Raw genomic sequence first — 18,757 nt, 5'->3', positions numbered from 1 at the left:
CTCTAGTTTTGCGCAGCACACGTCACTGACTGACTGATCGACTGCCGAATTCCACTATTGACGAACAAGCGCGCCTTGACTAAAGACGCGCCGCAACCACGCTGCCAAGCGGGCAAATACATCGTCGGGCGCCTCCCTGAACAAATGCGGACACGCGCGTTCCACCTGTTCCAGCACGCGAGCAGCCTCTTCGGCGCCGATGGAGCCGTACTCCAGCGCCAGGCCCAGCAAGACGCGCAACTCTCCAACCTTGCTGCGCCCCAGCGCTTCGCTCTGCTCCGTCTGCAATCCGTACATGACGTCGTACGCGCGCTGCCGAAGACCATCGGCAACCCGCCACGCAGGCGTCTTCATGCGTTCTTCCAATGTGCGAATATCGACGGCGCTGGCCGATATCTGCGCGGCCAGCGCTTCCGTGAAGGCGGCGTCGGCGCCCGCCTCGGAGAGAATCTGCGTGGCCCACTGGCGCGCATGCTCGACGCGTTGCTGCGGCGTCCAATCGGGCTGCACGGCCAGGCCAAAGCCGAAGCGCTGCGCATCGCGCATCAACGCGGCCAGCGCATTGGGTAACTGCTTGTCGAAGACCTTCTTGGCCCATCCATATTCGCCACTGGCCAGCAGGCGCATCACGGCGCGCTCGGTCAGCGGACCATCCTGCTGCATCAGTCGTGCACGCAGGAAGTCATCGAACGCGGGTGGGATGAACTGGGCATCGAGGCCCGTGGAGACCTTTACGAAGGCATCGAAGTCCGCGCGCAGCCGCGCAGAGGCTTCGGCCGACAGGGACAGGCTGATGTCGGTGTTCATGGTGTCGTTGGACGAAAAAGCGCCCCGGCGCTGGCTGGCTCGATGCCTGGCGCCGGGACGTGCGTCACCCTTCCTTGCGGTGCCGCCAAGCGGCTACCGGAAGTCCGGTCAGAAGGCGCTCCAGTCGCCGTTGTCGGAGGCGCTGATCGTCGTGCTCGCTGAACTTGCCGGGCGCTTCAACTGGCTATCGGCAGCTTCGACCGATTCCTCAACAGCGGCGGCGGCACCCGATGTGGCGGCAAGCGCAGTGCCCGCGGCCTTGGCAGCCGTCTTCCTGACCGGGCGCGCCGGGGCAGGCAGGCGCTTCGCGCCCGACGGCCGGGCGGCCGGGCGCACTGCGGGAGCCGGGGCAGCCAGTGCCGGCACGGCGTCATCACCGTGGGACAGGCGGAAGCCCGACACCGACGCCATCAGGCGGCTGGCCTGATCCTGGAGCGAACCTGCGGCAGCGGCGGCCTGCTCGACCAGCGCCGCGTTCTGCTGGGTGACTTCGTCCATCTGCGACACGGCCTGGTTGACCTGCTCGATGCCCGAACTCTGCTCGGCCGAAGCGGCGCTGATCTCGCCCATGATGTCGGTCACGCGCTTCACGGCCTGCACGATCTCGTCCATCGTCGTGCCGGCCTGCGACACCAGTGCGGCGCCGGTGTCCACCTGCGCCACGGAGTTGTCGATCAGCGTCTTGATTTCCTTCGCGGCGTTGGCGCTGCGTTGCGCCAGGCTGCGCACCTCGCCGGCCACCACGGCAAAGCCACGGCCCTGCTCGCCCGCCCGCGCGGCTTCCACGGCGGCATTCAGCGCCAGGATGTTGGTCTGGAACGCGATGCCCTCGATCACGCCGATGATGTCGACGATCTTGCGCGACGCGTCGTTAATCTCGCCCATCGTCTGGACCACGCGGCCCACCACCTCGCCGCCACGGACAGCCGTCTCCGACGCATTGGCGGCCAGCCCGCTGGCCTGACGCGCGTTATCGGCGTTCTGGCGCACGGTGCTGGTCAGCTGCTCCATGCTCGAGGCTGTTTCCTCGAGCGATGCTGCCTGCTGTTCCGTGCGTTGCGAAAGGTCGTTGTTGCCGGCTGCGATCTCGCTCGATGCCGAGCCGATCGATTCGGCGGACACCTTGAAGTCACGCACCATCCGCGAGAGTTGCTGCTGCATCTGGTCCATGGCATGCAGCAGGCTGGTCCGGTCGCCGGCACGCAGGTTCACGGCGTCCGAAAAGTCGCCCTCCGCGATGCGGGCCGCGATGGCCGCGGCATAGCCCGGCTCGCCACCGAGCTGGCGCGAAAGCTGGCGTGCCAGGAAGCCACCCAGCAGCACCGACACCGCCAGGCCGCCCAGCACCAGCGCCAGCATCAGCACGCGCGAGTGGTTGTAGACGCTGGTCGATTCATCCATGTTGGCCTTGGCGCGCTCGTCGCGGCGCTTCACTATCTTGAGCAGAAGGTCTTCAAGTGCGCGGCTGTCCTTGATCAGTTCGGCGCTCTCAGTGAACACGATGCTTTCAAACTGCGAGGTGTCCAGCGGCTGCTTGCCGATCAGCTCGACGTACTTCTGCATCCGCTCCCGGAACGGCGGCAGCAACGTCTCGTACTGTTTGAACAGCGCCTGGCCTTGCGGTGTCGTGAAGGAATCCCTGGCCGACTTGACGCGGGTCTCCAGCGTGCTTAGCGACTTCTCGATCTGCTCCCGCTCGGTGGCGCGCTCGCCCATCGTCGACGCGGACAGCAGCGCGATCTGCGCGCGGCTGGCATAGACCAGGTTGATGTTGCCGTCCTGGACGGCCTTGAGCGCCTGCAGGTCGCTGTTGTAGATCTTGCCGGTCCATTCCGTCATGCGCCCCATGTTGACGACACCGAGCAATCCAATGATGGCGCCGATGACGGATACAACCAGGAAGCCAGCAATCAGCCTGGTTGTCACGCGTAGTTGATTGAACCACTGCATAGAACTACCCCCTCCTTCCATTTGAATAGACCCGAAGCTCAGGCGTTGACCAGCCCGGCTTCTTTCCCCGTTTCACCCATCGTCGCCACCTGTCGCTTGCGCGGCGGCCGAACCTCGGCCTGCATACTCACGCGGAACGTGGAGATCGACTCCCGCAGGCGCTCGGCCTGTTCTTCGAGCGAGCCCGCCGCGGCAGCGGCCTGCTCCACCAGCGCAGCGTTCTGCTGCGTCACATCGTCCATCTGCGTCACCGCCTCATTCACCTGCTCGATGCCTGCGCTCTGTTCCGCCGATGCCGAACTGATCTCACCCATGATGTCGGTCACGCGCTTCACGGCCTGCACGATCTCGTCCATCGTGGCGCCGGCCTGACTCACCTGTTCCGCGCCGCTTTCCACGCGCGCCACGGTATTGCCAATCAGCCCCTTGATCTCCTTGGCCGCATTGGCGCTGCGCTGCGCCAGGCTGCGCACCTCGCCGGCCACCACCGCGAAGCCGCGACCCTGCTCGGCCGCGCGCGCCGCTTCCACCGCCGCGTTCAGCGCCAGGATATTGGTCTGGAATGCGATGCCCTCGATCACGCCGATGATGTCGACGATCTTGCGCGAGGCCTCGTTGATCTCGTCCATCGTCTGGACCACGCGCCCCACCGCCTCGCCACCGCGCACGGCCGTCTCGGAGGCATCGGCTGCCAGCCGCGTGGCCTGTTGTGCGTTGTCGGCGTTCTGCCGGACCGTGCTGGTCAGCTGCTCCATGCTCGAAGCCGTTTCCTCGAGCGACGCGGCCTGCTGCTCGGTACGCTGCGAGAGATCGTTGTTGCCGGCGGCCACCTGGTGCGTGGCCGCCGAAATGCTGGCCATGCCACCCTGGATATCGTTGACCACCGACTGCAGGCTGCGCTGCATCGTGCGCATGGCACGCGACAGTTCGCCGACTTCGTCGGCTGACCGGTGTTCGAAGTTGCTCGTCAGATCGCCCGCGCCCATACGCAGCGCGAAGTCCAGCATCTCGCGCACCGGGCGCTCGACACGCGACACCAGCATCGAACCCGCCATGAACGAGGAGAGCACCGCGAATCCAAATGCGCCCCACAGCCACGGCCAGAGTTGCGCGGCCTGCTCCTCTGCCAGCCAGTGCACGCCGGCGATAGCCGCCAGGAACCACACCAGCCCCGCAAGCTGGGCCCAGAGGATGCGTCGCTTCAGGGTAATCCGCGTCACGCGGCCAACCAGACCTGCCAGGCCAGTACGCACCACGGCGCCATCGCGAATCGCCAGGCCGCCGGCGCGGTTCTCGCGGAAACGACGATATGCGGCGTCGGCCGCATCGATCTGTTCGCGGCTGGCCATCGAGCGCACCGACGTATAACCGACGACGCGGTCGCCGACGCGTGTCGGCGTGACCGTGGCCTGCACCCAGTAGTGATCGCCGTTCTTGCAGCGATTCTTCACAACGCCCACCCATGACTTGCCCGCCTGCAGCGAATCCCAGAGATCGGCAAAGGCCTCGGGCGGCATGTCGGGATGTCGCACGAGATTGTGGGCAGCGCCAAGCAGCTCGTCGGACGTGAATCCGCTCACCTCGACGAACGTCCGATTGGCGAACGTGATACGACCCTTGAGGTCGGTTCGCGAGATCAGGTAGACGTCCGGGGGAAGCGGATGCTCCCGCTGGGTGACTGGCTGGTTGTTGCGCATGGCTTTGACTGCTTTGGGGGCGTTGACCGCGGTGTGCGGTCGGCCCACGCCACGCCTGGCAGGACGCGCGTGGGGCGAGATACGAATCGGCGCGGTACGCTCAGGCGGCGCCAGCCGCGGCTTCGATGGCCGCGAGATCGTCGACGTTCATCAACTTTTCGATGTCCGCCAGGATCAGCATGCGGCCCTCGAGCGAGCCGATGCCACGGATATAGTCGGTTTCGACGCCGCCCGACAGGGTCGGTGCCTGCTTGATCTGGGCCGGGGCCAGCGTCAGCACGTCCGACACGCCATCGACCACGATGCCGGTGGTCCGCTCATGGATGTCGACGATGATCACGACGGTGTACTGGTCGTAGCTGATCTGGGCCTGATTGAACTTGATGCGCAGGTCGATGATCGGGACGATCGTGCCGCGCAGGTTGATCACGCCCTTCAGGTACGCGGGAGCATTGGCGATCTGCGTCACCGTTTCGTAGCCGCGAATCTCCTGAACTTTCAGGATGTCGATACCGTACTCTTCACGACCGAGCCGGAACGCCAGGAATTCCTCTCCCGAACCGTCCGTCCTGTTGATGCTGATGTTCATGGTTGCCCCCGCTGGCATGGTTGATCGTTGCCGGGCTGGCGTGCCCTTGCCGTTACCGCGCATGGCGGCCCCTGAAACCGGGCATCGAATATGGCCCTCTAGTAATTACGGCAGGCAGCGGGGTGAATGAAGGGCGACTTTGCGTGAAACTCACCCTACGTTGGGAGGGCCCAGCAGCGCGTCGACCGACGCCATGAATTCATCGGGGTCGAACGGCTTGGCCAGGAACCCCGATGCGCCGGCCTCACGGGCGCGTTCGAGGATGGCATCGTCATGCTCTGTCGACAGCATCAGCATCGGCACCGTGGCGTAGTCCGGCATAGCGCGCAACGCGCGGATCAGGGACAGGCCATCCATGACCGGCATGACCTGATCGGTCACCAGCATGTCGAAGTTGCCCTCCCGCGCGACCTCATACGCCTCCTTGCCGTCGGACGCCTCGGTCACCCCATAGCCGCCGGCACGCAGACAGGCGCTGGTCATCCGGCGCAGGGATGGTGAATCATCGACGACAAGAATGCTCAGGAGAGACATCGGGGACTCCGGGTTCGGGTGAGTCCGCCAATGGCACGGCCAAGACCGCCGGCGGCGGACGGGCCGGCTTGGGCGACCGCAATACGCGCGGCACGCCCTTTCATTGGCATATCGGCGCGATGGAACCGTTCTTTAGTGCCGATTCGCGAAGCGTGCCTTCTAGACCGCCAGCGGCCGTGCCGCGTGCAATACGTCGGCAAACCCGGGCGAGTCGAGCGGAACGGCCAGCAGGTAGCCCTGCACTTCGTCGCAGCCCATGCCGTGCAGGATTTCCAGTTGCGAGGCCGATTCGACACCCTCCGCCACCACCTTCATCCGCAGCTCGTGCGCCAGCGCCACCATCGAGCCGACGATGGCGCGACCCTGCGGGTCGGCATCGAGCCCGCCGATCAGCGTGCGATCGATCTTGAGGGTGCCCACGCGCAGTCGTTTCAGATAACCAAGGCTCGAGTAGCCGCTACCGAAATCGTCGAGCGCCACCTGGATGCCGAGCGATTGCAGCTCCGCCAGCGTTTCCAGCGACTTGGCGATGTCCTTCATCGCGGCGGTCTCGGTGATCTCCAGCGTGATCGCAGAAGGCGGGATGTCGTGCTGGTGGATATGTTCGAGCAGATAGCGCGGAAAGTTGCGGCTCGCGAAACGCGTCCCGGACACGTTGATCGCTACCGGCACCACCGGCAGCCCAGCGTCCTGCCAGCTCCGCACCTGCCCGCAGACCCGCGAGATCACCCAGTCGTCGAGCTTGTCGATCTGGCCCGACTGCTCGGCCACCATGATGAATTCGGCCGGACTGACCGCGCCCAGCGTGGGATGCCGCCAGCGGCAGAGCGCTTCGGCACCCACCACCTGGCGCGTCTTCACGTCGAACTTCGGCTGGAACATCAACGACAGGCCGTCGTCCTGAATGGCGGGCCAAAGGTCGCGCCGGATCACGCGCGTGCGGCGCGCGCGCTCCCCCGCGGCCGAGTTGAACACGCGCACCTGGTTCGAACCGCTTTCGCGCGCCTCCGACAGACTCACGCGCGCTGCCTGCATCAACCCTTCGGATGTAGCCGCATCGCGCGGATAAATCGCGATCCCGATGTTCACGCCGATCTGCATCTGCAGGCCGCGTGCCGCGACGAACTCGGCCAGAGACCCGAGCACGCGAGAGCCCAGGTCATGCGCGCGGCTGTGGTGCACCAGATTGGGCACGCCAACGGCGAACTCGTCGCGCGCCAGCCGTGCCAGGAAGTCGTGCGGCTCCAGCGCAGCCTGGGCGAGCGCGCCCGCGTCCTGCGCCAGGATGTCATCGGCACGCACTTCGAAAACCTCGTCGACCTCGCGATAGTCGGCAATATGGATCAGCAGCACCGCGCATCCCGTCTCTGCCAGGCGCGCATGGGCGATGCTTTGATCGAGCCAGCGGGCGAAGGCGGTGCGGTCTGGCAGGTCGGTGCTGACGCTGTATTCGCCGACCGGTGACAGGCCACTGCCGGAAGGCCGGATCGTCAGGCCGGGAATGCGGCCCGGCCCGCGGCGCGAAACGCGTCCGTCACCGGCCCGAAGCATAGGCATCGTGGCATGGTCATCGGCGACATCGTCGTGCATTGCCAGCTCGGCCTGCCCCTGGAGCCATCCGCGCGCCTGGGCGCGATGCATGGCGAACATCGCCACGCACAGCAATGCGATCCCGCAGGCCAGGAAGCTGGCTTCCGAAAAGTCGGCCGTGTCGATACAGGCGCGCGCCGTCATGACGGTGCCGCCACAGGCACGCCCCAGCCGCGCGCCGGCCACGGCGACCAGACCGGCGCCAGCCAGCATCGCGGCGGCAACCGCCACGCGCCAGCCACGCGCGCCCTGTCGCAGCCACTGAAGCGGCGGCCCGAACAGATGCGACGCAGCCAGGCTGGCCGCCAGCGTGGCGGCAAACGTGGCTGCCATCCGCGCGCCATCGTTGGCGGCGGTCAGCGTGCCGGATGCCAGTGTCACCCAAAGGGGCATACCGAGCATCCCGTGCGACATCAGCGCGGCCGGCCACGTCATCGACCACATGGCCTTGCGCCCGGGCCCGCCTTCGGTTTTGGCCGCGCGCACGCCCACTGCCGCGGCAATGCCGAGCAGGGCTGCGAGCAGCAGGAGGCTGGAACTCGTGGCGATCATGGGGGCGACAAGAATGGAAGATACTGGGGCACCGAAAGCGCCATGATGCGTGCCGGGCGCGCGCCCCGCATCATGGCACTTCGCAAATGCCTCGTAAATCTAGCGTCGATGTGTCCTTGCTGGTTGACCGCGTTGATCAGAAGGTTGCCCAGTCGTCGTCGGCCGTGGCTGCCGCGGCCGGCTGGCTCGCCGACGGGCGCAATGGCCGGCTTTCGGCTGGCATGCGCGCCACGGGCGAACGGCGGTTGGGCGGGAGCATTGCGGGCGGCGACGCGCGTTCGGCGCTGCGTGCCATTGCCGGTGCGCTTGCCGGTGCAGTTGCTGGTGCGCTTGTCGGCGACGTCGCCAGCGAATGCACGGCACGCTGCGCGCCGGCATTGGCGCGCGCGTTGCCGCCATCGGAAACCAGCGTGAACACCGACACCACACCCTTGAGCTTTTGTGCCTGCTCTTCCAGCGCACCGGCCGCTGCCGCCGCTTCTTCCACCAGAGCCGCGTTCTGCTGCGTGACCTGGTCCATCTGCGCCACGGCCTGGTTGACCTGCTCGATGCCGGTGGTCTGCTCCTGCGACGCGGCGCTGATTTCGTTCATGATGTCCGTCACGCGGCGCACGGCATGAACGATCTCGCCCATGGTCTGACCCGCTTCAGCAACAAGCCGGGTGCCGCTTTCCACGCGCTGGCCGGATTCGTTGATCAACGACTCGATCTCCTTCGCTGCATTGGCGCTGCGCTGCGCGAGGCTGCGCACCTCGCCCGCCACGACCGCGAAACCGCGTCCCTGCTCGCCGGCGCGCGCGGCTTCCACCGCCGCATTCAGCGCCAGGATGTTGGTCTGGAATGCGATGCCCTCGATCACGCCAATGATGTCGACCACCTTGCGCGAGGCGCCGTTGATCTCGTTCATGGTGTCCACCACGCGGCCGACCACGTCGCCACCTTTCATGGCGATTTCCGAAGCCTCGCCGGCCAGAGCGCCGGCCTGGCGCGCGTTGTCGGCATTCTGTCGCACGACGGTGGTCAGTTCTTCCATGCTGGCCGCGGTCTGCTCGAGCGATGCGGCCTGTTCCTCGGTACGCTGCGAGAGATCCGTGTTGCCAGCAGAGATCTGCTGCGTGGCCGACGCCATCGAATCGGTGCCGCCGCGAACTTCGGCGACGATGCCCGCGATGCTCTCCTGCATGGTGGCCAGCGCCTGCATCATGCGACCGATCTCGTTCTTCGACATGCTGGAGATACGCGATGTCAGGTCGCCGCGCGTCATGCGCTCGAACACGTCGAGCGCTTCCTGTACCGGGCGGACGATGGCGCGGTGAAGCATCACGGTAGCGAATACGGCAACCAGGATGCCGAGCGCGATCAGCGCCAGCGACATCGCGCGAGTCGTCTCATAGCGCGACTGCGCGCCTTCGAAGTTGGCCTTGCCGGTATCGAACTGGAATTTCTCGAGCTTCTCGTGCGCGGCGGACATGCCGCGCTGCAGGTCTGGCAGCACATCGCGCGCCAGACGCAGCGCCTCGTCATGGTTGCCGGCCACCATGGCCTGCTCAAGTGGCTTGACGCCGGTCTCGAAGAACGCCTGCCGCTTGGCCGCCAGTTCGCCGGCCAGCGCCTTTTCATCGTCGTTCTGAGGCAGCGACATATAGGTCTTCCAACCCTTGTCGGATGACTCGATGAAGACATTGGCGCGGTCGACGTGCTTCTTCAGATCATCGTTCTCGCTCCCCCGCATCACACCGCGATCGAGCGCCAGACGCAGGCGGGTGGTGCCGAGCATCGCCTCGGACAACGCCTGTGACGACGCCAACTGGTTGGAGTACGTCTCCTTGAGCGCGCCATTGGATTGAGAAATACCTAGCAGACCGGCGCCGCCGACCAGCAGGAGGTTCGCCGTAAGCAAGGCCATTGCGCCCCGTAAAAGGGTCTTGATCTGGATATTCTGGTGAAAAGACATGATGTGCTGATCATTGGGGGATAACCCGAAGACACCCCTGCTCCGGTCCCGGCGGAGCGATACCGCGCGTCGCCCCGCTCAGGCTTCGATAACGGCCATCCCGTGAGCTTCCTTGAGGCGCCAGCCCTGAACATCGACGAAATGCCGACTACGCCACGTGAGATCAATCAGAATTATCTCGTGACATCTTCGGCACTTACTTTCAAATAGCTTTCAAATGATAAATGTGAAATCTCGCCGCACGTGCCTGATTCAGTGCCTGCTGAATTGCCAGTCCAGGCACGATTGGCCAGGAATATCGCAGCCATTGAATAGAGCACTGCCTTTGGTGCCGTAGATTTACGGGTTTTAGTGTGGCATGTGGCTTGCGCTGGCGGCGCCGGAGATCATCGCGATGACCACATGCCAACCCGAAAGTTCAGGGATTATTCTGATTTGGGACTTTTCGCAGATTTCTCTGAAATTAAAGTCAGGGGATTTGCAGCGGCGAGATACGCCGTTATAATTCCCCTCGTCAATTCACGGACCAACACTAAAACCCGAGGATACAAATGGCGACCTATCAGGAAATCGTTCAGAAAATCAGCGAACTGCAGAAGCAGGCCGAAGAGATCAAGGCACGCGAGCAAGCCTCGGTGATCGCCGATATTCGCGAGAAAATCGAACAATATGGCCTGACCGCCGAAGACCTCGGATTTGGTGGCAAGGCCGTGGCCGGCAAGAAGGCCGTCAGCCGCAAGGTGCCGGTTCGTTACCGTGACAGCGCCGGCAATACCTGGACGGGCCGTGGCAAGCGCCCGGGCTGGCTGACCCAGGCACTGGCCAATGGCAAGTCGATGGAAGATTTCCTGATCCGCTGAACAACCCAGCCGATCGGCAGATAAAAAGAAACCGGGCGCTATGCCCGGTTTCTTTTTTGCCACGTGTCCATCAGGGCAGTCGCCGCTAAGAAGTGCTATCAAGATGAAGCGAAGCGGTTCTGGCTAGACGCGCGGCCGCAGACAGTACAAGTGGACCGGCCAAGGCCGCGCAACGACGCCAGAATCATTTTGATAGCGCCGCTAAGCCGTGAACCCCACCGGGTTCAACGACTGCCAGCGCCAGGAGTCCTCGCACATGCGGTCGAGGTCGTGGCGGGCGCTCCAGCCAAGCAGCGTGCGGGCAAGACCCGGATCGGCATAGCATTCCGCGATATCGCCGGGGCGACGCGCGACGATTTCGTAGGGTATCGGCCGCCCGCTGGCTCGTTCGTAGGCCTTCACAACTTCCAGAACACTATATCCACGGCCCGTGCCAAGATTCACGGTCATGCCGCGCGAGTTCTTGCCAAGGTAGGCCAGCGCTGCCACATGGCCATCGGCCAGATCGCTGACATGGATATAGTCGCGCACCCCGGTGCCATCGGGCGTCGGATAGTCACCGCCATACACACTCAGCTTTTCGCGCCGCCCGGCGGCCACCTGCGCCACATAGGGCATCAGATTGTTCGGAATGCCGCCCGGATCCTCGCCAATCGTTCCGCTCTCATGTGCGCCTACCGGGTTGAAATAACGCAGGAAGGCGATTTTCCATTCCGGATCGGAAATTTCCAGATCACGCAGGATCTGCTCCCCCATCAGTTTGGTCTGGCCGTACGGATTGGTGGCCGAAAGAGGGAAATTCTCGAGAATCGGCATCGCATGGGGATTGCCGTACACCGTGGCCGAGGAACTGAACACCAATTGCCTGACACCCGCCGACTGCATCGCCGAGCACAGTGTGATCAAACCCTCAAGGTTGTTTCCGTAATACTCGAGCGGTTTGCTGACCGACTCTCCCACCGCTTTCAGGGCGGCGAAATGGATGGCGCCGTTGATCTTGTGCTCGGCGAACAGCCGGTCCAGCAGTGCGCGGTCGCGCACGTCGCCTTCCACAAAATGCGGTGTCGTGCCAGTAATCTTCGCCAGCCGGTTCACGACCTCGGCGCTGCTATTGCAGAGATTATCGAGCCCGATCACGTTGTAGCCTGCTTCATGCAACGCCACCCATGTGTGGGAGGCGATATATCCGGTCGCGCCGGTCAGCAATAGGGTCTCAGCCATGGAAATCTTCAAGGATCTGGATTGGGTTCACGTCGCTCGCTCACCGAGTGGGCTGCCATCATAACCGTGCGTCTTTACGGCCGCGATATGTATCATGCGCCGCTTCCACCATTCGGGCGCGAAAGCGGCCTGCCCATGACCGGAAGCCCGGTGCGGGCCTGCCACGCTTCATAAGCTGCCCGCAGCCGCCAGCCAGACTCCATATCGCGCATCCCCAGCAACTGGGCCACCGCCGCCGGCGGCGTTCCTGCATCGAAGTGCATGGCGCCGCAGGTATTCCGCAGTGTCTGGGGCGACGCCCGTTCGCTGCGGCCCGCCAGCACGCCGGCCTCTTCGAGCAGGATCTCGACGCGGCGATACACCGATGCCGCGTGCATGGCACGGCCGTTGGTCATGGCCGGGAACACGAGATCGCCTAATGTCTCCGCTGCCGCCCGCGTCTCCAGCCAGCGGCGCAGCGGTGCATGGACAAACCCGAACAAGGGGACGGTGTACGCCCGCCCGTTGTCCGTCCGGACCATGCGAATCGCCATCGCGCCGCCACCCAAACCTTCGATCGCCTCCACGCGCAGCGCCCGCGCCTCCGCCACCTTGAGTCCGCCACCCAGCAGGACCGCGAGAAGCGCGACATCGCGGGCGCGTTTCCATTGCTTTGGCGAAATGGCCTGGCTGTCCGGGCGGGCGGCCTCGGCAACCGGCTCGGGCGCCGGTGCCAGGATGCGGGCCACCAGCAGGTCGCGCTCGCCAGGTAACAGAAAGGCGGTCGGATCGTTCTCGCCGTCGGCGAGATGCGACTTGACGGCCTGGCTGGCGGGGTTGTGCAGATTCTGCTGCAACTGGGACAGATGATGGAAAACGCGTTCGATCAGCCGCGCGTAACGGTAGCGGTGACGCTTGTGCAGATTCTGGGCATCCAGGAACGCGCCGATCTGTGCGGCCGACCACGTCAGCGGTGTTAGTCCTTGCTCACCTGACCAGCGCAGCAGCTTGCCCCACATCGCCCGATAGACCACGGCGGTGCCGTGGCGAAAACCGTGTCGCGCAAGCCAGCCGTCGAAGGCGCGGTCCGGGTGCTTTCGCCAGGCGTCGAGGTCGGCATCGAACAGATCGCCGGAGGTGGCCGGTGTCTCGCCGTCCGCCGTAACGAAATCGGCACTTGCCTGGGTCATGACCAACGCTCTCCCGCTCTGAGTATGCAAAGCAACGTCCTCATTGTAGACAAAGGGCCACTGGATCCCGCGATCGTAGCCCTCCGGCAGTTGCACATGGGAGTCATCGCGTGATACCTTGGCACCCACTATGCAACCAGTTGCATAAATTCAACTCAACCGCTGAACGAGAGATCCGTCATGGCCCTTCCCGCCCTGCTGCAGAACCTGTCGCTACCGGCTGTCTGCTCGCCGCTGTTCATCATTTCCAATCCCGATCTCGTCATCGCCCAGTGCAAGGCCGGCGTGGTCGGATCGTTCCCCGCGCTGAATGCGCGGCCGGCGGAAAAGCTGGAGGAATGGCTGGACCGGATCACCACCGAACTCGGCGAGCACAACGCCAAGCACCCCGACCGCCCGGCCGCGCCGTTCGCGGTCAACCAGATCGTGCACAAGTCCAATGACCGGCTCGAGCACGACCTGGAAATGTGCGTGCGCTACAAGGTGCCCATCGTCATCACCTCGCTGGGCGCGCGTGTCGAAGTCAACGAGGCCGTGCACTCCTACGGTGGCATCGTGCTGCACGACGTGATCAACAACACGTTCGCACGCAAGGCCATCGAGAAGGGCGCAGACGGGCTGATCGCCGTGGCGGCGGGTGCGGGCGGCCACGCCGGCACGCTGTCGCCGTTCGCGCTGCTGCATGAGATCCGCGAATGGTTCGACGGTCCCTTGCTGCTGTCGGGCGCGATTGCCAGCGGCGATGCCGTGCTGGCCGCTCAGGCTGCGGGCGCCGATCTCGGCTATATCGGCTCGGCCTTCATCGCCACGCTCGAAGCCAATGCTCAGGATGCGTACAAGCAGATGATCGTCGACAGCTCCGCCGACGATATCGTCTACTCGAACCTGTTCACGGGCGTGCACGGCAACTACCTGCGCGAGAGCATCGTCCGCGCAGGTCTGGACCCGGCAGCGCTGCCGACCTCGGATGCGTCGAAGATGAATTTCGGATCGGGCAGCGCCAAGGCCTGGAAGGACATCTGGGGCGCTGGCCAAGGTGTCGGCGCCATCAAGCGTGTGGTGCCGGCCGCCGAGCTGGTGCGCCGCTTCGTGGAAGAGTACGCGCTCGCACGCCGCCGTCTGGGCCTTGCTGCGCCGGCCGGCGCGGCACGTGCCGTGGATCTGGCCTGAAGTTTGTAGCCTGAAGACTGACGACGCCCGTCGTCAGTCCTTGACGCCACTGCCCGTGGCAGTGAGCAGCGGTAGCAGCGACCTGCCCCATGCGAGCCAGCTTTCCTGAAACTGGATGCCGCGCTGGAGCAATGCGTACTGGATCTGCTGCCGGCGATCGAGCGTGCCGGAGAAATCCTTGCGCTCGATCCCCCGGTATGTTTCCAGCCGCGCCTCGTGCAATGCAATCAGTCGCCCCATCTCCTTGTCCAGGCCTAGCGGCCCGATCGCGGCATCGGCACGCAGCTTGACCAGGATCTCCTCGCGCTGGTCCAGCCCCTGAACGGGCGCAAGCACCCATCGCACCAGTTCGTCGTGCCCGGCGGGCAACACCCGGTAGACCTTCTTGCGGCCCTTCTTCTCCGCCCCGTCTCCGTCGACGGTGACTTCCGGCTCGTCCGAGGCAATCCAGCCCAATTCGGCCATCCGCCCCAGCTCCCGATAGATCTGCTGGTGAGTGGCGTGCCAGAAATAACCGATCGACTTGTCGAACCGGCGCGCGAGATCGTAGCCCGAGGATGGCTTTTCGATCAGGGATATCAGGAGAGCGTGTTGGGTGGACATTCGGCCGATAGGTGCGACGGGATCGCTGGCATGGATGATGCTGACCAAGTTCAGTGAAATGGTCAGGTGGCGCTATGGTAACGCGCAAGTCACGTCACGTCATGCCGATATCCACTGAGATGCGCGCATCGAAACCAGTCATGTGCAAGTGACGGCACAAATACTTGCATTCATGACAATTTAGTCAATTATTACGATACTGATGTAAAAAAATCGAAATGGCATTTCCCGATAATCTGCAATACATTCCAGACATTGCCACCCCGCATGCGCGTGCCCTTCTACCGGCCCAACGTTCCGCGCCATGCGCTACCCGGGAGTTGTCCATGAACGCAAGACCGGATGCGACCGCCGGCACAGCCGCAGCCGAGGCGACGAAGCCTGTCACCCGCACGCGCGCCGGAACGGCGCCGTTCTATTACCGGCTCCCCGATACCCCGGAGGGCCATCACATCAAGGAATACGCCAGCGGCCTGCGGCAACTGGTGCGTTTCGTGGGTGTGGAAGAACAGGTCGTCAAGTACAGCCTGAGCTGATGCCTTTACTGCGGTGAGAATGCAGCCACCGCAAGTCTGTCGATTGTCTCCTCCTGTCCGCCAAGGACCTGGGATTCAGCCCGCGACGAACGTCGCGGGCTTTTCTTTTCTGAAGAGGATTCCCACCAAAAAAAAACCGGCCAGCAGGCGCGATACCTGCTGGCCGGTCTTCGGCGACCTGGGTCGATCCGGGAGATCAGTCCACGGTCGCGCCAGAAGCCTTCACCACCTTGGCCCACTTGGCGGCCTCGGACTTCATGAAGGCAGCCAGTTCAGCCGGCTTTTCCGGATGCGGTTCGGCACCCTGCTCGGCCATCTGCTTCTTCACTTCCGGCATGGCAAGAATCTTCACCACTTCGGCGTTCAGGCGATCGACGACGGCCTGCGGCGTGCCGCCCGTGGCGTACAGCGCGAACCACGACGTGGCTTCATAGCCGGGCACGCCCGACTCGGCCACGGTCGGCACGTTCGGCAGAGCCGGCGAGCGCTTGGCCGAGGTCACGGCGATGGCGCGCAACTTGCCGGCCTTCACGTGCGGGTACGACGACGGCATGTTGTCGAACATCAGGCCGATCTGGTTACCCAGCAGGTCGTTCACGGCCGGAGCGCTACCCTTGTACGGGATGTGCTGGATGTGCAGGCCCGTCATCGAGTTGAACAGTTCACCCGACAGGTGCATCGACGAACCGCTGCCCGACGAGCCATACGACAGCTTGTCCGGGTTGGCCTTCACGTAGGCGATCAGTTCCTTGATGTTGTTGACCGGCACCTTCGGGTTCACCACGACGATGTTCGGCACCATGGCCACGCGCGTGATCGGCGCGAAGTCCTTGACCGGGTCGTACGGCAGCTTCGAGTACAGCGACTGGTTGATCGCGTGCGTGCCGATGGTGCCCATGAACAGCGTGTAGCCATCGCCCGGCGCCTTCGCGGCCAGCGATGCGCCGATGTTGCCGCCCGCGCCCGGACGGTTGTCGATCACGACGGGCTGGCCGAGCGCCTTGCCCAGTTGCAGGCCGACGATGCGGGCCAGGATATCGGTGGTGCCACCTGCCGAGAACGGCACGATCATGGTGATCGGCTTGGTCGGATAGGTGCCCTGCGCTTGGGCGCCGGTCATGGCGGCAACACCAGTTGCCAGTGCCACGCCAACGGCCAGCAGGCGTCTGCGCGCCTTCGACGTTTGCTTGGTGATACTCATCTTGTGCTCCAGGAGTGATGCACGTCCGCTAGCCATCTGGCTTACTGCGGACGTAATGCTTTGAACCGCTATTCCGCCCCGTGCCTGGGGGGCGGGCACTTTCTTATACGGGTGCCACACCCAGCGTGGTTCCGCCGCAGACGTACAGGACCTGTCCCGTCACGAAACCATTCTCGGGTGCAAGGAAGAACAGCGAGGCACGCGCCACGTCTTCCGGCGTTCCCATGCGTTTCACGGCGATGCTTGCGAGAGTGCGCCGTGTCTGTTCGCTGCCCTCCGGATTACTCCGGCGGAACAGCTCGGTGGCGATGGGACCCGGTGCCACGGCGTTGACGGTGATGCCGTCGCCGCCCAGCTCCATCGCCAGCGTTCGGGTCATGCCAACCAGCCCAGCCTTGGCAGCGGAATACACCACGCGTTCGGGCTTGCCCAGCGCCGCGCGCGAAGCCATGTTGACGATGCGGCCAAACCCCGCCGCGCGCATCGCGGGCAGGCAGGCCTGTGTCAGCAGCATCGTGGCCTGCAGGGTCAGGCCCACGACGTAATCGAGATCTTCCGCCGTGGCCGTGTCAGCCGTGCCGGGGCGCGTGGCGCCGGCATTGTTGACGAGCCGCGTCACGGCGAACTGAGACGTCACCTGCTCCGCCACCGCGCGCGTGGCATCGGCATTGGTCAGATCGGCCTGGAAAAAGGTCATGTTCGGGTGCGACCACGTCGGCGCTGCATAGTCGACGTTGATGACACGCGTCACACCATCGGCGAGCAGCATTTCCGCAATGGCTCGGCCGATTCCGGAACTGGCGCCAGTGACCAGGGTGGCAACAGGAAGGGACATCTCGGTACTCCGCACCGGCACGCAAGCGGCCGGTCAAATCAGAAAAAATACGGCGAAGCCGGCGAGCCCGTCGGCCTGGCCGCGATGCTCTACCTCGTTGGGGAAGAGACACCACTGAAACTTCCCGCATGAATTAACGACGGGAAGCAAGGGAAACTGAAACTTCTACTGTTTTGCTTCGGTAACTCCTCTCTCCCACCTGCGCGGGAGAGAGGAGCGCATGACCACTGGCATCGGCCGGTAGCCATGCATCAAGCCATCAAACGCGCTCGATCACCATGGCGATGCCCTGGCCCACGCCGATGCACATCGTGCACAGCGCGAAGCGGCCACCAGTGCGCTCCAGCTGGTACATCGCGGTCGTCACCAGACGCGCGCCGCTCATGCCGAGCGGGTGGCCCAGTGCGATGGCGCCGCCGTTCGGGTTCACACGCTTGTCGTCGTCGGCGATGCCCAGTTGACGCAGTACGGCCAGGCCTTGCGCGGCGAACGCTTCGTTCAGTTCGATCACGTCGATCTGGTCCAGCGTCATGCCCAGTTGCTTCATCAGCTTCTGCGTGGCCGGCGCCGGGCCGATACCCATCACGCGCGGTGCCACACCAGCCGTTGCCATGCCAACGATGCGGGCACGCGGCTTCAGGCCGTGCTGCTTCAGGCCCGCTTCGCTGGCCAGCAGCAGCGCGCACGCGCCATCGTTCACGCCCGAGGCGTTACCGGCGGTCACCGTGCCGTCCGGACGCACCACGCCGCGCAGCTTGGCCAGCGCTTCCATGCTCGTGGCACGCGGATGTTCGTCGCGGTCGACCACGATGGCGTCGCCCTTCTTCTGCGGAATCGTCACCGGGGTGATTTCCTGCGCCAGCGTGCCGTCGGCTTGCGCGCGCGATGCCTTCTCCTGGCTGCGCAGCGCCATCAGATCCTGGTCTTCACGGCCGATCTTGTAGTCGGTCGCCACGTTCTCGGCGGTCTCGGGCATCGAGTCCACGCCGTAGGCGGCGCGCATCGCCGGGTTGATGAAACGCCAGCCGATGGTCGTGTCGAAGATCTGCGCGTCACGCGAGAAGGCCGAGGTGGCCTTGCCCATGACGAACGGGGCGCGGCTCATGCTTTCCACGCCGCCGGAAATCATCAGGTTGGCTTCACCAGCCTTGATGGCGCGGGCGGCGGTGCCGGTGGCGTCCATGCCCGAACCGCACAGGCGGTTGATCGTCGCGCCGGGAACGGCGTCCGGCAGGCCAGCCAGCAGGGCCGACATGCGCGCAACGTTGCGGTTGTCTTCACCGGCCTGGTTGGCGTTGCCAAAGATCACGTCGTCGATCGCCGACCAGTCCACGCTGGCGTTACGGGCCATCAGGGCCTTCAGGGGCACGGCGCCCAGGTCGTCCGCGCGCACGCCGGACAGGCTGCCGGCGTAACGGCCGATGGGGGTACGGATGGCGTCAACGATGAATGCTTCGCTCATGTTCTGTCTCGCTCGTCTTGGTGGTTG

Annotated in this window: 16 protein-coding genes; 3 read left to right on the top strand and 13 right to left on the bottom strand. The window is 64.5% G+C overall.

All coding sequences use genetic code 11. The annotated features are described in order from the left end of the window. Positions 1 to 54 precede the first annotated feature (54 nt). The 7 genes from WD006_RS08770 to WD006_RS08740 form a co-directional block, all read right to left on the bottom strand. The gene (locus tag WD006_RS08770; RefSeq protein WP_011518207.1) at positions 55 to 807 is read right to left on the bottom strand and encodes a DUF4088 domain-containing protein; all 753 of its coding nucleotides are present in this window, start codon (positions 805 to 807) and stop codon (positions 55 to 57) included. A gap of 108 nt (positions 808 to 915) precedes the next feature. After that, positions 916 to 2,757, bottom strand: coding sequence for a methyl-accepting chemotaxis protein (locus WD006_RS08765; protein WP_029306926.1), 1,842 nt, complete (start codon positions 2,755 to 2,757; stop codon positions 916 to 918). 38 nt (positions 2,758 to 2,795) lie between these two features. Further along, on the bottom strand, positions 2,796 to 4,454 hold the full coding sequence (locus WD006_RS08760) for a methyl-accepting chemotaxis protein (RefSeq protein ID WP_060784770.1): 1,659 nt from the start codon (positions 4,452 to 4,454) through the stop codon (positions 2,796 to 2,798). A gap of 100 nt (positions 4,455 to 4,554) precedes the next feature. Continuing rightward, positions 4,555 to 5,043, bottom strand: coding sequence for a chemotaxis protein CheW (locus WD006_RS08755; protein WP_017513142.1), 489 nt, complete (start codon positions 5,041 to 5,043; stop codon positions 4,555 to 4,557). A gap of 150 nt (positions 5,044 to 5,193) precedes the next feature. Further along, positions 5,194 to 5,577, bottom strand: coding sequence for a response regulator (locus tag WD006_RS08750; protein WP_029306923.1), 384 nt, complete (start codon positions 5,575 to 5,577; stop codon positions 5,194 to 5,196). Positions 5,578 to 5,736: 159 nt separating this feature from the next. Continuing rightward, positions 5,737 to 7,719: a putative bifunctional diguanylate cyclase/phosphodiesterase gene (locus WD006_RS08745; RefSeq protein ID WP_029306922.1), complete on the bottom strand. Its 1,983-nt coding sequence runs from the start codon at positions 7,717 to 7,719 to the stop codon at positions 5,737 to 5,739. Between the two features lie 136 nt (positions 7,720 to 7,855). Then, on the bottom strand, positions 7,856 to 9,673 hold the full coding sequence (locus WD006_RS08740; RefSeq protein WP_029306921.1) for a methyl-accepting chemotaxis protein: 1,818 nt from the start codon (positions 9,671 to 9,673) through the stop codon (positions 7,856 to 7,858). A 551-nt stretch (positions 9,674 to 10,224) separates the two neighbouring features. Between WD006_RS08740 and WD006_RS08735 the strand changes: the two genes are divergently transcribed. Continuing rightward, complete coding sequence (locus WD006_RS08735) at positions 10,225 to 10,533, top strand: H-NS family nucleoid-associated regulatory protein (RefSeq protein WP_011518200.1); 309 nt, start codon at positions 10,225 to 10,227, stop codon at positions 10,531 to 10,533. 201 nt (positions 10,534 to 10,734) lie between these two features. Here WD006_RS08735 and galE read toward each other — a convergent pair whose 3' ends face one another. Together galE and WD006_RS08725 are read right to left on the bottom strand one after the other, a co-directional pair. Continuing rightward, positions 10,735 to 11,754: a UDP-glucose 4-epimerase GalE gene (gene galE / locus WD006_RS08730; protein ID WP_029306920.1), complete on the bottom strand. Its 1,020-nt coding sequence runs from the start codon at positions 11,752 to 11,754 to the stop codon at positions 10,735 to 10,737. Between the two features lie 92 nt (positions 11,755 to 11,846). Further along, positions 11,847 to 12,923, bottom strand: coding sequence for a tyrosine-type recombinase/integrase (locus WD006_RS08725; protein ID WP_011518198.1), 1,077 nt, complete (start codon positions 12,921 to 12,923; stop codon positions 11,847 to 11,849). Positions 12,924 to 13,103: 180 nt separating this feature from the next. Here WD006_RS08725 and WD006_RS08720 point away from each other — a divergent pair, with 180 nt between their 5' ends. Beyond that, positions 13,104 to 14,093: an NAD(P)H-dependent flavin oxidoreductase gene (locus WD006_RS08720; RefSeq protein WP_008645355.1), complete on the top strand. Its 990-nt coding sequence runs from the start codon at positions 13,104 to 13,106 to the stop codon at positions 14,091 to 14,093. Positions 14,094 to 14,126: 33 nt separating this feature from the next. On the opposite strand, the gene WD006_RS08715 is transcribed toward WD006_RS08720, so the two are convergent. Continuing rightward, a complete protein-coding gene (locus WD006_RS08715; RefSeq protein WP_011518197.1) occupies positions 14,127 to 14,696 on the bottom strand; it encodes a PadR family transcriptional regulator in 570 nt (189 codons plus the stop codon). Between the two features lie 326 nt (positions 14,697 to 15,022). Here WD006_RS08715 and WD006_RS08710 point away from each other — a divergent pair, with 326 nt between their 5' ends. After that, positions 15,023 to 15,232 carry a hypothetical protein gene (locus tag WD006_RS08710; protein ID WP_011518196.1) on the top strand — a complete coding sequence of 70 codons (210 nt, stop codon included), beginning with the start codon at positions 15,023 to 15,025 and terminating at the stop codon, positions 15,230 to 15,232. Positions 15,233 to 15,428: 196 nt separating this feature from the next. On the opposite strand, the gene WD006_RS08705 is transcribed toward WD006_RS08710, so the two are convergent. The 3 genes from WD006_RS08705 to pcaF all read right to left on the bottom strand — a co-directional run bounded on the left by WD006_RS08705 (position 15,429) and on the right by pcaF (position 18,730). Beyond that, entirely contained in the window at positions 15,429 to 16,433 is a 1,005-nt protein-coding gene (locus tag WD006_RS08705; RefSeq protein ID WP_011518195.1) for a Bug family tripartite tricarboxylate transporter substrate binding protein, read from the bottom strand. A gap of 103 nt (positions 16,434 to 16,536) precedes the next feature. Continuing rightward, the gene (locus WD006_RS08700; protein WP_375198935.1) at positions 16,537 to 17,268 is read right to left on the bottom strand and encodes an SDR family NAD(P)-dependent oxidoreductase; all 732 of its coding nucleotides are present in this window, start codon (positions 17,266 to 17,268) and stop codon (positions 16,537 to 16,539) included. A gap of 259 nt (positions 17,269 to 17,527) precedes the next feature. Beyond that, the gene (gene pcaF, locus WD006_RS08695) at positions 17,528 to 18,730 is read right to left on the bottom strand and encodes a 3-oxoadipyl-CoA thiolase (RefSeq protein ID WP_008645349.1); all 1,203 of its coding nucleotides are present in this window, start codon (positions 18,728 to 18,730) and stop codon (positions 17,528 to 17,530) included. Positions 18,731 to 18,757 lie beyond the last annotated feature (27 nt).

Source organism: Cupriavidus sp. Met-2 (assembly GCF_049843575.1).
Classification (GTDB): Bacteria; Pseudomonadota; Gammaproteobacteria; order Burkholderiales; family Burkholderiaceae; genus Cupriavidus; species Cupriavidus metallidurans.
The sequence above is the reverse complement of the archived record's forward strand: the minus strand, read 5'-3'. Positions and strand labels throughout refer to the sequence as shown.

Excerpts from the sequence above, each read along its gene's own strand:
- WD006_RS08765 (WP_029306926.1), bottom strand. The coding sequence starts at position 2,757 with ATGCAGTGGTTCAATCAACTACGCGTGACAACCAGGCTGATTGCTGGC.
- WD006_RS08700 (WP_375198935.1), bottom strand. The coding sequence starts at position 17,268 with ATGTCCCTTCCTGTTGCCACCCTGGTCACTGGCGCCAGTTCCGGAATC.
- WD006_RS08750 (WP_029306923.1), bottom strand. The coding sequence starts at position 5,577 with ATGTCTCTCCTGAGCATTCTTGTCGTCGATGATTCACCATCCCTGCGC.
- WD006_RS08740 (WP_029306921.1), bottom strand. The coding sequence starts at position 9,673 with ATGTCTTTTCACCAGAATATCCAGATCAAGACCCTTTTACGGGGCGCA.
- WD006_RS08715 (WP_011518197.1), bottom strand. The coding sequence starts at position 14,696 with ATGTCCACCCAACACGCTCTCCTGATATCCCTGATCGAAAAGCCATCC.
- WD006_RS08735 (WP_011518200.1), top strand. The coding sequence starts at position 10,225 with ATGGCGACCTATCAGGAAATCGTTCAGAAAATCAGCGAACTGCAGAAG.
- WD006_RS08755 (WP_017513142.1), bottom strand. The coding sequence starts at position 5,043 with ATGAACATCAGCATCAACAGGACGGACGGTTCGGGAGAGGAATTCCTG.
- WD006_RS08760 (WP_060784770.1), bottom strand. The coding sequence starts at position 4,454 with ATGCGCAACAACCAGCCAGTCACCCAGCGGGAGCATCCGCTTCCCCCG.
- pcaF (WP_008645349.1), bottom strand. The coding sequence starts at position 18,730 with ATGAGCGAAGCATTCATCGTTGACGCCATCCGTACCCCCATCGGCCGT.
- WD006_RS08725 (WP_011518198.1), bottom strand. The coding sequence starts at position 12,923 with ATGACCCAGGCAAGTGCCGATTTCGTTACGGCGGACGGCGAGACACCG.
- WD006_RS08705 (WP_011518195.1), bottom strand. The coding sequence starts at position 16,433 with ATGAGTATCACCAAGCAAACGTCGAAGGCGCGCAGACGCCTGCTGGCC.
- WD006_RS08745 (WP_029306922.1), bottom strand. The coding sequence starts at position 7,719 with ATGATCGCCACGAGTTCCAGCCTCCTGCTGCTCGCAGCCCTGCTCGGC.
- WD006_RS08770 (WP_011518207.1), bottom strand. The coding sequence starts at position 807 with ATGAACACCGACATCAGCCTGTCCCTGTCGGCCGAAGCCTCTGCGCGG.
- galE (WP_029306920.1), bottom strand. The coding sequence starts at position 11,754 with ATGGCTGAGACCCTATTGCTGACCGGCGCGACCGGATATATCGCCTCC.
- WD006_RS08720 (WP_008645355.1), top strand. The coding sequence starts at position 13,104 with ATGGCCCTTCCCGCCCTGCTGCAGAACCTGTCGCTACCGGCTGTCTGC.
- WD006_RS08710 (WP_011518196.1), top strand. The coding sequence starts at position 15,023 with ATGAACGCAAGACCGGATGCGACCGCCGGCACAGCCGCAGCCGAGGCG.